Raw genomic sequence first — 14,384 nt, 5'->3', positions numbered from 1 at the left:
TTGAATTGGGACGGGTGTTAGGCTCGAGAAGAAGTGGGGCGATGCGAAGCGAAGTTAGGCACAAAATGGAGGTAGCCTGATGATGGGGGTAGGACGGAACGGAGGATAATTGTATAAAATACACTTATTTCTACTATCTAAGACCTCTTTTGAGCTTTAATTGCACTCTCTACAACTATTATCCGGCAAAAGACCATTATCAGCCCAAAGTAAGCGATATAGCTGCAGAATGTACAATTAAACATACAAATGACGTAAAAGGAGCCATTTTAGTTGTACCAAATACATTTATATTTACTCAGGAGCGTCTACAGTAGAATAAGTTGAGGAAGTTGAGAAACATATTAGCATCAGAAAACCCGCAGAACGTTCTGCGGGTCTTTGTCTTACATTGTAATATTAGTCTACAGCATCCATCTACGCCGATTCACACAAACTTCCGCTGCACCTTCTTGCCGTCGTAGGAGAACAACGCCTTTTTATCCTCCAGCACAGTTTGCAGGTGAACCGTCCGTCCCCAAAGTGAATAAATATGCGGAAGGGTGCGCTCCAGGTATTTCAGATCCAACTCTATCCCCTCGTAGCGGTGTACGATAAAGAGCTCACCATTGCGCTCGAAATTACCGTCCTGAACCACCAAATAAGGCGATCCTCCGTTTACGCGTGCACGCACCAGCTGGTCTCTGACATTCTCCCATGCCTTATCCGTAATTTTCCACTCCGGGCCTTTTTTCTCGAATACATATAGATCAAGGTCGGTGACCAATTCCTTGGACAAATAGTTGCTGATAAAAGAGGTGTCGGATTCAAGCTCTCGCACTTCAAAGATTTTATCGCGATCCCAGCGGCGTTCAATGTCTTCAAAGATTTTCAGGCCCAGATAATAAGGATTCAGGCTTTGGCGGGACGGCTGGACCACAGAGGAATTCAGCTTGGCGAACTCTATCGTTTCCTCAGGGGTAAGATCAAGCTCACGCATGATCCGCTGATGCCAGTACGAAGCCCAGCCTTCGTTCATGATCTTGGTCTCCATCTGAGGCCAGAAGTAGAGCATCTCATCATGCAGCATCGTCATGATGTCGCGCTGCCAATCCTCTAATACAGTGGAATATTGCTGGATGAACCAAACCATATCCTTCTCCGGATCTGGGGGGAAGATCACATTACCGCCCGCCTGATTCGGATTAATAGCAGCAGATTTGTCTAGATCCCACAGCTCGCTGTAAGGATTATTTGTCGTTGCTTTAGTGCCCTTTGAGGCTTCCTTGCGCTCCATCATTTTTAACTCCAGCAGATGGCTCTTGCCCAGCTTTTGGGGGTTAATGAGGCTGGGATCAATATGCTCCTGTATGGCGAGGACAGCGTCGATAAAGCTCTCTACAGTCTGAGTGCCGTAGGTTACTGAATAGGCGGCGATCCGTTCAGCTGTAGCTGCCATACTCTCGACCATATCCCGGTTGGACATGGAGAAGCGCGCATTATTTTTGAAAAAATCGCAGTGGGCCAGGACGTGTGCCACAATCAGTTTATTTTGTATAAGTGTATTTCCGTCCAGCAGGAATGCATAACACGGGTTGGAGTTAATGACGAGTTCGTATATCTTACTTAGTCCGAAATCATATTGTGATTTCATTTTATGAAATGTCTTTCCAAAGCTCCAATGCCCAAAACGGGTCGGCATTCCATAAGCACCAAATGTATAAATAATATCAGCGGGACATATTTCGTAACGCATCGGAAAAAAATCGAGGCCGAAGCCGGATGCAATCTCCGTTATTTCAGCGATAGATCGCTCAAGCGCTTTTATTTCTTCACCGGGCATGAACCTGTCACTCCTTTCTATTCACAGCACCTCGTTCTGGACAGAGCAGTTCTTCTAATGTATATGGGTGAGGGAAGGCCATTATAACTCTGTGAGTTTGTGGGATAAATTGTATCTAATCCACTTACAGTAGGGAATGATATTACTACATTTGGGAGGTATAAGAATGTCAAGAAGACGTCGCCGCAGATTTAATAAAAGCAAAAAGGGTAGCTTGGAAGTGATTTTAGTACTGGTAGCGTTTGTGATCTATGTAGTCTTCAGCATAATAAGAGAAATTGTTACGGGAATTAAAAATATTGAAGAGTATTTTCTGAGGCAGAATGCATTTTCACGTTCAATTGCAATTAGAACGTGACAAGGAAGAGAGAAGACAATTATTACGCAACAAGAATCTAGGACGCCTAAAAGTAATGGACCCTTTTGAATTCGAAGACTATATGGCCCGCGTTTTTCGATGTGCAGGGTATGACTGCGAGGTAACAAAACGTTCTGGTGATGGTGGGAAGGATATAATCCTACGGAGTGATAATGAAGTGCGATTAGTGGAGTGTAAAAGATATACAACACCTAAGGTAGGCAGACCAGATATTCAGAAGTTCCACAGCGCCATAATTGAATGTGGTGCAATAGAAGGCTTTTATATAACAACTGGAGAGTATACAAAACAGGCTTTAGAATGTGCAGAAAACAAATCAATTCTGACCGTTAACGGTGAGCAACTACTGAATTTAATTGAGCAATATGCTGGATTCGAAAAAGAGGTTCTTGAACATTGAGTTCAAGAGCCTCTTGAATTGCTAATTTATTTAAACTGTTAAAATGGATTTCAATTGATCAAATAATAGTTGAGTTCTTCTATCGATGAAATTATCGAATTCTAAGAGACCTAAACTGATACTCGGTATATAGTGTTTATCCATATAATCTGTTCGCTTCCCTTGATCTGGATAAGTTTTTACTATCCATTCATCAAAGTTCATATTAGACTTTTGCTGGTTTGGAATACCTTCAAGCATCTGTAAATTGACTATTGAATTACAATTATTGATGTAACCATCTTGTTTATCATCTGACACACCAAGTTTAGATAAGCCTTTCTTGGAAAACAGACTTTTTGCGAAAATATGATCCAGATGAAATTTGTTTCTAAAATCCAACGTCGGGTAAAGTAAGGCCAAAACCGAAAATGTGTGCTTTTGTCCATATTGATAGGTAAGTAAGTTGCTTATCTCATCATCATTAAATGAAAAGGATTTAGTACCGCCTTTAAATTCATTGATAATTATATCGAGTGGAAATTCATTGTGATTATTTAATATAACTTTTCTTAATGGTCTAAGTACATTGTCTGGTTGACCACTAAATACTCTTTTCAACAAAGCAAGAAGTAACCAGTTATGTATCAGTTGTCTGTCATTGTTATATGTTGTTAACTGAACATAATTATGTGGCAATCCTTTTTTTAGTAAATAATACGCAATAGGAATTATGGCATTATTTGATGTTAAAGTTTCTTGATTAAATCCAAAATTTGAGACAAGGCTTACAGCCAATCGAAGTGCTTTTTTCACATCGTCCCAGTTATCTTCTATCTTTTTCATTGTATCTGAGTCAAAGTTATCGACTTTAAAAGCAATATCGCTAAAATCGCAAAGTACTAAACACGATTTCAATACGAAATCTTTATTAAAATTAAAACCGTCACCCATTTGATTGATCTCATCCACAAATTCAGTTATTTCTTTTCTGGCATCTTTGTCTTGCCATTGTGCAGTAGCAATAGAGAGCAGTAAATCAGAGTAACTTAAGGTCGTTCCCCCACTATTTACACGTATAAAGATATTTAATACTTTGTCCAGTTTCTGGTCTTTCTCTAGATAGTAATTTATACTCGGTGTTTCATTTATGGCTGTAAATAGCTTAAATAGTGTTTCATTTGCAAACAAAGCTTTTTTTTCTTCAATTGAATAAAGCCCTTTATTTATTAGATATTGATTAACTTCGAAAGGATTTTTGATATCAAGAATATCGGCTACCTTAAACCAAAAGGCAGTTTTATCTGCATTATCCTTGTCAGCCTCTTCGTTTGTTAAAAATCTAAAGTCATAAACAGTATCGAATTCTTCCGATGGAGCTAATAAATCAACGTATAAATGTTGTTTCGGGTATGCTAGCGGATTTTCTCTACGCATTCTTGGAAGTTTATAAGAAAAGGTTCCTTTAAGCCCTATGTACATTGACGTTAATCGCTGCTGCCCATCCAAAATAGCTATGATATCTTCCTCACCGCTTATACTTGCAACAGGGTTATGGCGGTTATCTCTTTCGTGATATTCTCTGATAAACTCGTAAAATTGAAACTCTTTACTTTTTTCTTTATTTACATACCAAAATAGAAACGAGCCGACAGGATAGCCCTGCATTAATGAATCAAATAATCGTTCGATTTGATCTGTACCCCATACAAATTCGCGCTGAATCGATGGTAATATGTATTTTTTTCGATGTATGTTTTCTATAACATCTTTTATAGTTAGTGCTGTTTGAAAGGCCATTAATGACGCCCACTTTCTATTTCATATTTTTGTCAAGAAATTCAATCAAAGTCAAACGAAATAGCCCAACAATTAATAATTGTTAGGCTATTCATCATCAGGATCTATCCCCCAAAACACGTAATGCGATAACCCCGTATTAGCAAAGTAACAAGCATCCACATGTACTTCACGTAGATCCTCATCAACCTTATATATAATGACCACATTGCCGATCATTGTCCAAAAGTAGCCGTTAAACTCAAACCCTGGAAAGTCCGAAATTCCATAAGCTTTGTAATTAGGCTCTTCAGATAAAATAGCTTTTGACCGTCGAAATACGTTCATCGGGTCTACTTTAAATTCTTTCATACGAGCAAGTGCTACTCGTGCATAGGTGGTCCAAAGGACTTTGTAGCTATTATTTTTCATTCCCGACCTCTTTCAGTAATTGGGCGAACTCTTCCTCGCTATCACTGTAGGTGGAAATTCCATCCTTACGATCTTTCTGTGCCTGGTGAAGTTGCGACAGAACGCCATCATCTTTGAATATTACTGAAGTCATTCTTCTCTTCTGTTCATCCGTAAATGTAGGCTGCTCATCTTTCCTTTGAAGCGTAACATTGAATCCAAAGTTTTCTTCGATTAGTTGGACTAGATCTTTAAGTTCAACGTAAGTTTTATCCTTAAAGCTTTGGTCCAATTGCTCTTTTGAAATAGACATTCTAATCACCTACCTTTTTGCCATTATATCATAAGCTCAGGGATTTTCTTATGTTATGATTACACTTATTAACACTTAAGTAACGAATTGAAAGCATAATATACTAAATATTCATTCTTACTAAGGAGATGGATTATGGAAATTAAGAATCAGAGAGGGCTGGGAATATCTAGTATTGAGGAATGGTTACTATATGCGCCCCCAGCAAAAGGTGATAGACACTGGGTAGATGGAAGAAGTGCAAAAGAACTAGCTAAGGCTTGGTTCTATTCTGGTGAACCTAGAATGCCTGTGGAATTGCGACAGTTGCTGGATTCCCATGAGGATACAATTGGTTTCATTGCAGATAAAGCGATTCCTGAATATGAAACGAAACTGGATAGTTTTAAAGGTAGCGGGCGTATCCATGATCTAATTGTTACAGGTGAGGGATCAGGAAAGTCTATGCTAATTTCCATTGAAGCAAAGGTTGACGAATCATTCGGAGAGATTATTTCCAAATACCTACTCAAAAGCGTTTCAAACAATACAAAGACTAAAATTCCTGAACGTACAGAACAGCTGGGTCTTTCTATATTTGGTAATAAGAGTATTGGTCATATCCGTTATCAGCTACTTCATGCAATTGCAGGAACGTTAATTGAAGCTGAAAAAATGAATGCAGCACAAGCCGTCTTTGTTATTCATGAGTTCGTACCATTTGGAAAACAGTCTAAAAAATCAAAGCAAAACAATGAGGATTTAAAAATATTTGTTAATCTTCTTACTGATATGCCGCACAATATTGGCCAACTGATTGGACCGCTTAAAGTTATAGGTGGAGGAAATGTTTCAAGTAACATCCCCTTATATATCGGGAAAATTGAATCGAAAATTTGAAAAATAGGCTATATTAAACCATGTTGTTGATCATGTTTGCAAACACTCGGGAGGGGTGAATAGGTGAAGAATAAGGTATTAATATCGTTTCTCATACTTATCGCTTTTTTTGTCGGCTATTTAGTTCGAGGGTTCACCAATATGAACACTTCATCTCACCGATGGGTTTTGTCATCAGAACCCCCATCACCAGGTATAAAAATAAATGGAACTGTTGTTCCAGTATTTCAAGGTTCATATTCTTGGTGTAATGGTACTTCTTTGATCTCACAAGGTTGCAAAAGTGTAGATATGATTCCATTTGAAGAAATCCTCAAAGAAAAGAAAGCTGAGCCTACAGTTGTATCCCCAAATAACTTGATTGAAACCAATGCCCCCAAAGGTATAAAAGAATTCACTCTAACTCGTCGTGAAAATAAGGACAACAGCGATCCCTATCGAACACCCTCTGAAAGAGGAGTTTATTATTATAACATCCATTGTGAGTGGTTCGCAGACCAAGGCAATGCTGAATTCAATTTCGCTGTGGAGGTTAGGTAACTCCTATTGCTGGAGGATACTTATCCACCTATTCAATAGAATAGGAGGTACGATACACAGCGGAGGATATTATTGGTATACTTTAACAAATGCATTCTATATTCTCATGTTCCTTCAGTGGGCTTCTAAGGAGGATGTATTAGGGCTCATGTTGAATGTTTACCGTATAGGTAGAGTGATCATTTTTCTGAATATCCTAAATAAATGGATGGAAGGGCGTGCCGCGCGGTACTGGATGATACCTCTTTCGATTCTCTATTTATTCATGTTTATATTTATTTTTAAGTCATTGTTCCCTATTACTTATCCTGGAGATGAACCAAATCCGGTTAGCGGATTGATCGCCATCGGGTTATTGATTCTGTATCCATTTTATCTATTTTTTATAATAAGTGATTGGTTGGAGGAGAAATCATGCAACGCATACTGCTGATTGAGGACGATGAAGCCATTAGTGAAATGGTTAGGTCCTATTTAGTAAAAGAAAGCTACGAGGTAGAAACGGCATTCGACGGGGAAGCCGCAGAGATGATTTTTCGCAGCAGTAGCAGTGCTTTTGATCTTATTCTACTTGACCTCATGCTCCCAAAACGCAGCGGAACAGATATTCTACAGACCATTCGGGCCAGCAGTCTGGTTCCTGTACTTATAATGTCGGCCAAGGACAGCGATGTAGATAAAGCACTGGGACTTGGCTTCGGGGCAGATGATTATATCACCAAGCCGTTCTCCATGATTGAGCTGGCGGCAAGGGTGAAGGCTGCTATACGGAGGGCTGGATATGCCTCATCAAGCGGTAAGGGTAATGAACCTGTTCCGCTACTTCAGAAAAGGGTTACCCTTCACGGTTTAACGGTGGATCTGGATAATTTCTCAGCACAGAAGAACGGAGTAGAGGTGAAGCTGACAGCCAAGGAATTTCAGATTCTCAAGCTGTTCTTGACCCATCCGGGACAGGTGTTTACGAAAGCGCAAATTTATGGAGTTGTTTGGGCAGATGATTACTACGGGGATGAGAACGTTATTAATGTACATATGCGCAGATTGCGCGAAAAAATAGAGGATGATCCATCGCGACCTGAATTTATCAAAACGCTGTGGGGGATCGGATACAAGCTGGGAGAACCTGCACATTGATTACGGTTGTGAGTACCATCCTACTTATTGTGATTGTGTGCCTACTGCTTATTATTCTTTGGCAGTACCAGCGCCACCGTCAATCTTCCCGCCAACTCAAATACATACATGAGAAGCTTGACAGTATCATAGCTCAGGGCTCTCATGAGAGACTCCTCCTCTTCAGCAGTAACAAAGAGCTGCAAATGCTGCTAACTGAGCTGAACCGAATGCTTGATGTGAATCACAAGGGAATGATAGAGCGGGCTAAACTGGAGAAATCGATGCGCAACATGCTGTCCAATATTTCACACGATCTGAAGACGCCTCTAACGGTTGTACTCGGTTATATAGAGACGATAATGCATGACGAGACTATGACAGCTTCAGAGCGTGATCGTATCTTGCACACCATTCATCAGAAAGCAGATCAAGTGATCACGCTGATGAATAGCTTCTTTGATCTGGCTAAGCTTGAGTCAGGGGATCGGGACATCTCTCTTTCTCGGGTAGAGCTAGGTGAAGTATGCCGGAGGAATATCCTTTCCTTCTACGATCTCTTAACGGCTAAAGGCAGCGAGGTGGAGATTGATATCTCTGATACGGCACTATACATAATGGGCAATGACGAGGCTTTGGACAGGATTTTATCCAATTTGCTATCCAATGCGATTTCATATGGAGATGCCGGCGGAGTGCTCGGTTTAAGGCTTTATAATGATGAACAGAACGCATACATAGAGGTTTGGGACCGGGGAAAAGGCATTTCGGAATCGCATCAGGATAAGGTGTTCGAACGGTTGTATTCTCTTGAGGATTCAAGAAACCGGGAGTATCAAGGCAGCGGATTGGGCTTAACGATTACAAAAAGGCTAACGGAGCAAATGAACGGCACTATAAAACTGACAAGCCAACCGTATGTCAAAACGGTATTTACGGTCTCTTTTCGAAGAATCCGCTTCTGATTCAGTAGAACTTAAGATTTAAGTAAGAATTGAGTAATAAAAAAGAAAAATCCGCTGTGTACAATAAAGATATAGAGAACAAGAACAAAAGCCAAAGGGGACAGCGGAAATGACAACCATACTCCGAACACGTAATCTCACAAAAGTGTATCAGGGCAAAGAAGCCGTAAGCAACGTGAATATGAATATTAAGCAGGGAGAAATCTACGGATTTCTAGGCCCGAACGGAGCCGGCAAAACAACAGTCATGAAAATGATCACCAATCTCGTAAAGCCAACGAACGGAGAAATTGAATTTTTCGGAGAAAAAATGATGGATCGCTCCTATGAAATGCTGAAACGGATGGGCTGCATTATAGAATACCCAGTGTTCTACGACAAGCTGACCGCAAAAGAAAACCTGATCCTGCATGGAGAGTACATGGGCTATTATAATCCACAGGCGATTGGTGAAGCGCTGGAACTGGTAAAGCTTACAGGGATCGATAACAAGCCTGTAAAGCAGTTCTCACTCGGTATGAAGCAGCGCCTGGGTATTGCAAGAGCGGTTATGACCAAACCGGAATTGCTTATACTGGATGAGCCGATCAATGGTCTGGACCCGGTCGGAATCAAGGAGATGCGCGAGGTATTCCGTATGCTAAGCGAGGAGTATGGGATGACCCTGTTGGTCTCCAGTCACATTTTGGCTGAAATTGAACAGATTGCCGATACGATCGGTGTGATTCGTGAAGGTGTGTTGGTAGAGCAGGTAGCGATGGAATCCATTCGTGGCCGGAATACGGAATATCTGGAACTGATTACGAATGAGACTACCAAAGCGGTTTATGTGCTTGAGCACAAGCTTGGGTTATCCAATTTCAAGGTGCTTGATCCGCGAACGATTCGTATTTATGAGAGCATCTCCCAACGTGAGTTGAACAAGGCCCTTGTTATAGCAGATGTAGAGCTGGAGAGCCTAAGTAAAAGGCATCACTCGCTGGAAGATTATTTTCTGAAATTGATCGGGGGTGAAGGCGTTGCTTAAGCTGATTTCGCTTGAAATTCGTAAAAATAAATTGTCGGGTATGCTCAAAGGTTCCCTTTATGCCAACTTAGGTCTTCTCGTTTTTATGGTTCTTGTTGTTTTCATAGATCAAGGGGAAAGCGACCCTACGTTTGCTTCTTATGCGGAGTTATTTGAAGGCTTGTTCGTTTTTGTGAAAGCTGTATTTATTATTTTTGCTTCGGTGCTGCTATGTAAGCTGGTCATTGATGAGTATAAGAACAACACCGTTACATTGCTGTTTATGTACCCTATTCCTCGTAAAAAACTGATGGCCGCCAAACTAATCATCGTGTTCCTATTCACATTGGCTGCCATTGTAATATCGGATGTAGTCCTTGGAGCGATACTCATCGGTATTAATCATTTCGTGAATATCATTCCGGGTGAATTGACAGCTTCTCTAGTAACAAACGAGTTATATGTAATCGTAATGGGTGCCCTTTATGCCGCAGGTATTGGATTAATTCCACTATACGTTGGAATGCGCAAAAAATCAGTACCTGCTACAATTGTAACAGCGGTCCTTGTTGTCAGTACAATCACTTCTGGATTTGATCAATTCCGGCTCGGAAATTTGGCCGCAGTATCGATATTTCTTGCTTTGCTTGGCGTTGGCATTGCCTACTTATCCATCCGAAAGGTGGAAACTGAAGACATTGCTTAACTAATATTCCTTAACCTCTGTCACGATTGTAGACGGGGGTTATTTTTTATTTTTAACAGATACGAATCCATACAATTTTGATATATAATGAATTATAAAAACGTCTATATTAATACATGAAAAGACTTATTTCGCAGGGCTTAGAGTGATTTCTAGGGGGAACGCAGAGAGGATGTGGGCTGTGTATAAGGATAAGACTCTGATTTTAAAAAAAATGATTTCGGCGGATGGCGCCTTTAAATCCTTATATATGAATCATCCGGATTCGATCTACATTCTGGATTTACAGGGTAATCTGGTGGATACGAACGTTTCAACGCATCAGATTTCAGGCTATACCTTTGAAGAAATGAAAGATGTCTCAGCCAAAGAAGCATACACGGAGGAGAGCATTTCTTTACAAAAGTACAACTTTGCTTTGGCAGTTGAAGGGCAATCTCCTCGATTTGTTATTGAATTCACTCACAAAAGTGGTGAATTGCATACAGCAGATATAACCTATGTACCTATAAAAGCTGAGGACGAAGTGGTCGGCGTGTACGGGTTAGCCAAGGATATTACCGAGCATGTTAGGGCGCAGAATAAGCTGGTGGAAAGTAAGGAGCGTTATAAGTCACTTTTCCAGTACAATCCTGCGAGTGTGTATTTACTTGACCTGTCAGGACGGTTTAAAGAGGTGAATGCTCGACTGCAGCATCTTACAGGATTTACAAAAGAGGAATTAATCGGAAAGCTCTTTGACGATCTGCTTCATCCGGATGAGTGTTACCGAGTGATGTCATCCTATGATTTGGATACTGTTTCTGAGCCCAAGCACCATGAAGTGAAACTGACCCATAAAAACGGGCATACACTTTTGATAAATGTGGTTAATGTTCCCATTAAGATAAACGGACATCTGGAAGGCGTACATGGCGTTGCCATTGATATTACAGAAAATATGCGCAATCTGGAACAGATCAAGGATCTCAGCGAGCGGCATAGTCTTATTCTGGATTCTGTATCTGAGGGGATCTTTGGGCTCGACACGCAAGGTCACACCATCTTTATCAATCCGGCTGCTATGGAGATGCTTGGATACTCTCGCGAGGAATTTATTGGAATCCATAGCCAATCACTTATTCATCATACTCGTTATGACGGTTCCCATTATTCTGAGAATGAGTTTCCTATCAGTCTAACTATTTCCGATGGAGTCACACGAAGTATGGATGAGGAAGTATTCTGGCGTAAGGATGGGACAAGCTTTTTGGTGAATTACCGGGTCTCTCCCATAATTCATAACGGGGGGATTCAGGGAGCGGTTGTTGCTTTTAGCGATATCACTAATGAAAGGGAAATCATTCGAGCTAAGGAGTTCGCTGAGAAGGCCGCCCGGGCGAAGTCAGACTTCTTGGCTATGATGAGCCATGAAATCCGCACACCTATGAATGGTATGATCGGAATGGCAGATCTCCTGCTAGAAACGGAGCTTGGTGAGGAACAACGTACTTATGCAGATATTTTACGAAGCAGCAGCTACAGCCTGCTGCATATTCTGAATGATATTCTGGATTTCAGCAAAATGGAAGCTGGCAAAATGCCTCTTCAGTCCGAGATGTTCGATCTTCGAGAAATGATTTCCAGCATTGTGGATCTCTTTACGCCTAAGGCAGAGGAGAAGAAGCTATCGCTGCGGTGGTGGGCGGATACAAGTGTTCCTGAAATTATAAAAACCGATCCGAGCAGATTACGGCAAATCATTGTTAATTTGGTTGGCAATGCACTCAAGTTCACAGAGAAAGGAAGCGTAACACTTTCGGTGAAGAATATTCCACTGCCGGAAGCATCGGACTATCTATTGGAGTTTTCCGTGAGAGACACCGGAGTGGGTATTGCTGCTAACAAGCTGAATTTGCTATTTCAGTCTTTTTCACAGGTGCATCCGTCCATTAACCGGAAATATGGCGGGACTGGACTTGGACTTGCGATTTCCAAGCAGCTTGTGGAATTGATGGGCGGCACTATATTTGTAGAGAGTGAGGAGCACAGGGGGTCTACCTTCCGATTTATGCTCTCCTTTCCTAAAGAAGAATCAGAAGTGGGAATTACAGCTTCCTGGTAACAACATCGGAACGCCAAGAAACCTCCAAGGCCCTTATGATAAGGGAGCGGAGGTTTTTTGATGTGCCGTACATTTACACAGAATCGGGCTTAAGCATATACATAAGACCAACCGTTTGCGGACCGCAGTGACTGCCGATTACACAGCCAGCCCGTATCACTGCGATATTATCAATACCCGTTGCTTCTTTCAGAGCGTTATGTAAATGCTGAGCGTCATCGTCAGCCAGCGTGTGAGCAATAATGAGCAGTTCTTTATCCATACGTTCAATGTTAGAGAGTGCATTCTGAAGCAATTGCTCCACCGCTTTCTCCTTTTTGCCGCGAACTTTGTTCACAGGTACGATAGCACCCTCGATCATTCTTAGAATGGGCCGAATCTTGAGCAAGCTGCCGATAAAATTCTGCATACCGGAGCAGCGTCCACCCATATATAGATAATCCAGCGTATCGACAACAAATTCAGTCTCTACCCTGTCACGATCCTGTTCCAGCTGGTCTGCAATCTCACCAGCACTAAGTCCGTTGTGAGCTGCGCGAACGGCCTTCATTACTAATAGAGCAATACCCCCGCACAAGGTCCGTGAGTCAATAATCTTTATCCGTCCTTCCGGATACTCCCCGGCAGCTAGTAGGGCGTTCTGGTAAGTGGAGGATAGAGAAGAGGAGAGACTTATATATACAATATCATGTCCAGCTTCCACAACTGGAGTAAAGGCAGCCATGAAATCCGCCGGTGAGGGCGCTGCTGTCTTGGGCAAAGTACCTGATGCTTCTACCCGGCGATACACAGCTTCAGGTGTAATATCAAGGCCGTCTTTATAGGTCTGGTCTTCAAAAACTACATAAAGCGGGACAACGCTAATGTCATAAGTGTCCTTCCAGCCCTGAGGCAAATCGGAAGTGCTGTCTGCGAATATTTTTACAGTAGACATGAATTTCTCCCTCACCCATTTCATAGATACAGTTATAAATCATAATAATTCTTCTATTATAGCAAGGTTTCACTATTCGTAAAACAAAAAACCACCCGTTCAATAGTTCTTGAAAGGGTGGTAGGCGTGAATTTTTAACTTTTTTTGACCGGAATCCATACTTCGCAGCGGTAATCATCTGCCCCGGGATCTCCGGGTGGATATAATTCAAAATCAGGTCCGCCTGTGTGCTCATAACCTGTGGCTGGAAACCATTCCTCATAAATACGTTTCCACACATTCTGAATAGCATGCGGCATCGGTCCTGTCGAGGTGAATACAGCCCAGGTTGCAGCGGGAATTGCCGTAGTCTCAAAACCCTGAGGGTCAGTGTCGGATCCGCTCTCCGCAGCGATCCAGTAGAAGAAATTCTCATTTGCAGGTTCCATCTGTATGCAAATACCGAGAATTTCCTCTTTACCTCCGATTTCAATGATCTTATCAGAAGTGCCGTCCGCATTTACTTCCTGCCAGATCTGAGGGATTCTGCGAAAATTTTCACCATCTCTGCACGTAACTCCCCATGACTTTCCAATTACTGTAAAGCTGCCTTTTTCAATCACTTTGTAGTCCATTTCTTGATCTCCCTTCAAAGATAGATGGAAGGAGAGACGGGGAAAGGCTTTGAGCGGTACACCTTGCCCGCGGGCCGCAGAGGGTGAAATACCGTGTGCCTTGCGGAATGCTTTGGCAAAGGACTCTGGAGAGTCATATCCGTATTTAAGGGCTACATCTATCACTTTGGCATTAGATATAGTCAATTCTTGGGCAGCCAATGTTAATCTGCGTTTACGGATATAATCTGCGACCGTAACTCCGGTCAACATATTGAACATACGCTGAAAGTGAAAAGGGGAGGAGCAGGCAACCTTAGCTATCTCTTCAATATTCAGCGAATCTTCCATTTTGCTCTCCATGTATTCCAAAGCGTCCTTCATTCTAATGAGCCATTCCAAGTTCGCCATCTCCTTTGATACCATACTATCATGAAGTTTAGCAGCTTTACCTGTCA

15 protein-coding genes are annotated in these 14,384 nt (G+C 41.7%); 9 read left to right on the top strand and 6 right to left on the bottom strand.

Going from position 1 to position 14,384, the window contains the following annotated elements; all coding sequences use genetic code 11:
• Positions 1–427 precede the first annotated feature (427 nt).
• Complete coding sequence (locus J2T20_RS01125) at positions 428–1,822, bottom strand: SpoVR family protein (RefSeq protein WP_307584756.1); 1,395 nt, start codon at positions 1,820–1,822, stop codon at positions 428–430.
• 166 nt (positions 1,823–1,988) lie between these two features.
• Between J2T20_RS01125 and J2T20_RS01120 the strand changes: the two genes are divergently transcribed.
• Entirely contained in the window at positions 1,989–2,180 is a 192-nt protein-coding gene (locus tag J2T20_RS01120) for a hypothetical protein (RefSeq protein WP_307584753.1), read from the top strand.
• A gap of 55 nt (positions 2,181–2,235) precedes the next feature.
• Positions 2,236–2,601 carry a restriction endonuclease gene (locus J2T20_RS01115; protein WP_307584751.1) on the top strand — a complete coding sequence of 122 codons (366 nt, stop codon included), beginning with the start codon at positions 2,236–2,238 and terminating at the stop codon, positions 2,599–2,601.
• A gap of 30 nt (positions 2,602–2,631) precedes the next feature.
• On the opposite strand, the gene J2T20_RS01110 is transcribed toward J2T20_RS01115, so the two are convergent.
• The 3 genes from J2T20_RS01110 to J2T20_RS01100 all read right to left on the bottom strand — a co-directional run bounded on the left by J2T20_RS01110 (position 2,632) and on the right by J2T20_RS01100 (position 5,083).
• Positions 2,632–4,380: a DUF262 domain-containing protein gene (locus J2T20_RS01110; protein WP_307584750.1), complete on the bottom strand. Its 1,749-nt coding sequence runs from the start codon at positions 4,378–4,380 to the stop codon at positions 2,632–2,634.
• Positions 4,381–4,467: 87 nt separating this feature from the next.
• Positions 4,468–4,791 carry a hypothetical protein gene (locus tag J2T20_RS01105; RefSeq protein WP_307584747.1) on the bottom strand — a complete coding sequence of 108 codons (324 nt, stop codon included), beginning with the start codon at positions 4,789–4,791 and terminating at the stop codon, positions 4,468–4,470.
• Positions 4,781–5,083, bottom strand: coding sequence for a hypothetical protein (locus tag J2T20_RS01100; RefSeq protein ID WP_307584745.1), 303 nt, complete (start codon positions 5,081–5,083; stop codon positions 4,781–4,783). Before J2T20_RS01100 ends, J2T20_RS01105 begins: the two co-directional genes overlap by 11 nt.
• A 135-nt stretch (positions 5,084–5,218) precedes the next feature.
• Here J2T20_RS01100 and J2T20_RS01095 point away from each other — a divergent pair, with 135 nt between their 5' ends.
• From J2T20_RS01095 to J2T20_RS01065, 7 genes are all read left to right on the top strand, one after another.
• Positions 5,219–5,962 carry a DUF6946 family protein gene (locus J2T20_RS01095; protein WP_307584743.1) on the top strand — a complete coding sequence of 248 codons (744 nt, stop codon included), beginning with the start codon at positions 5,219–5,221 and terminating at the stop codon, positions 5,960–5,962.
• 63 nt (positions 5,963–6,025) lie between these two features.
• Entirely contained in the window at positions 6,026–6,502 is a 477-nt protein-coding gene (locus tag J2T20_RS01090; protein ID WP_307584741.1) for a hypothetical protein, read from the top strand.
• Between the two features lie 414 nt (positions 6,503–6,916).
• Positions 6,917–7,639 (top strand): response regulator transcription factor, encoded by a 723-nt coding sequence (locus J2T20_RS01085; protein WP_307584740.1) that lies wholly within the window; start codon positions 6,917–6,919, stop codon positions 7,637–7,639.
• 8 nt (positions 7,640–7,647) lie between these two features.
• Positions 7,648–8,583, top strand: coding sequence for a sensor histidine kinase (locus J2T20_RS01080; RefSeq protein WP_307585088.1), 936 nt, complete (start codon positions 7,648–7,650; stop codon positions 8,581–8,583).
• Between the two features lie 109 nt (positions 8,584–8,692).
• The gene (locus tag J2T20_RS01075; protein WP_307584738.1) at positions 8,693–9,610 is read left to right on the top strand and encodes an ABC transporter ATP-binding protein; all 918 of its coding nucleotides are present in this window, start codon (positions 8,693–8,695) and stop codon (positions 9,608–9,610) included.
• On the top strand, positions 9,603–10,295 hold the full coding sequence (locus tag J2T20_RS01070) for an ABC transporter permease (protein ID WP_307584736.1): 693 nt from the start codon (positions 9,603–9,605) through the stop codon (positions 10,293–10,295). Before J2T20_RS01075 ends, J2T20_RS01070 begins: the two co-directional genes overlap by 8 nt.
• Before the next feature lie 172 nt (positions 10,296–10,467).
• Positions 10,468–12,399, top strand: coding sequence for a PAS domain-containing hybrid sensor histidine kinase/response regulator (locus J2T20_RS01065; RefSeq protein WP_307584734.1), 1,932 nt, complete (start codon positions 10,468–10,470; stop codon positions 12,397–12,399).
• A 73-nt stretch (positions 12,400–12,472) separates the two neighbouring features.
• Here the strand turns inward: J2T20_RS01065 and J2T20_RS01060 are convergent, their stop codons facing one another.
• Positions 12,473–13,333, bottom strand: coding sequence for a DegV family protein (locus J2T20_RS01060; protein ID WP_307584731.1), 861 nt, complete (start codon positions 13,331–13,333; stop codon positions 12,473–12,475).
• A 134-nt stretch (positions 13,334–13,467) separates the two neighbouring features.
• Positions 13,468–14,328, bottom strand: coding sequence for an AraC family transcriptional regulator (locus tag J2T20_RS01055; protein ID WP_307584728.1), 861 nt, complete (start codon positions 14,326–14,328; stop codon positions 13,468–13,470).
• Positions 14,329–14,384: the final 56 nt, after the last annotated feature.

Source organism: Paenibacillus wynnii (genome assembly GCF_030812855.1).
Taxonomy (GTDB): Bacteria; Bacillota; Bacilli; order Paenibacillales; family Paenibacillaceae; genus Paenibacillus_AQ; species Paenibacillus_AQ wynnii_A.
Note: the sequence above shows the minus strand (reverse complement) of the source record. Positions and strands in the feature narration are given on the sequence as shown.

Coding starts and splice junctions, on each gene's coding strand:
- J2T20_RS01105 (WP_307584747.1), bottom strand. CDS start 4,791: ATGAAAAATAATAGCTACAAAGTCCTTTGGACCACCTATGCACGAGTA.
- J2T20_RS01120 (WP_307584753.1), top strand. CDS start 1,989: ATGTCAAGAAGACGTCGCCGCAGATTTAATAAAAGCAAAAAGGGTAGC.
- J2T20_RS01115 (WP_307584751.1), top strand. CDS start 2,236: ATGGACCCTTTTGAATTCGAAGACTATATGGCCCGCGTTTTTCGATGT.
- J2T20_RS01125 (WP_307584756.1), bottom strand. CDS start 1,822: ATGCCCGGTGAAGAAATAAAAGCGCTTGAGCGATCTATCGCTGAAATA.
- J2T20_RS01095 (WP_307584743.1), top strand. CDS start 5,219: ATGGAAATTAAGAATCAGAGAGGGCTGGGAATATCTAGTATTGAGGAA.
- J2T20_RS01065 (WP_307584734.1), top strand. CDS start 10,468: ATGTGGGCTGTGTATAAGGATAAGACTCTGATTTTAAAAAAAATGATT.
- J2T20_RS01100 (WP_307584745.1), bottom strand. CDS start 5,083: ATGTCTATTTCAAAAGAGCAATTGGACCAAAGCTTTAAGGATAAAACT.
- J2T20_RS01060 (WP_307584731.1), bottom strand. CDS start 13,333: ATGTCTACTGTAAAAATATTCGCAGACAGCACTTCCGATTTGCCTCAG.
- J2T20_RS01085 (WP_307584740.1), top strand. CDS start 6,917: ATGCAACGCATACTGCTGATTGAGGACGATGAAGCCATTAGTGAAATG.
- J2T20_RS01075 (WP_307584738.1), top strand. CDS start 8,693: ATGACAACCATACTCCGAACACGTAATCTCACAAAAGTGTATCAGGGC.
- J2T20_RS01110 (WP_307584750.1), bottom strand. CDS start 4,380: ATGGCCTTTCAAACAGCACTAACTATAAAAGATGTTATAGAAAACATA.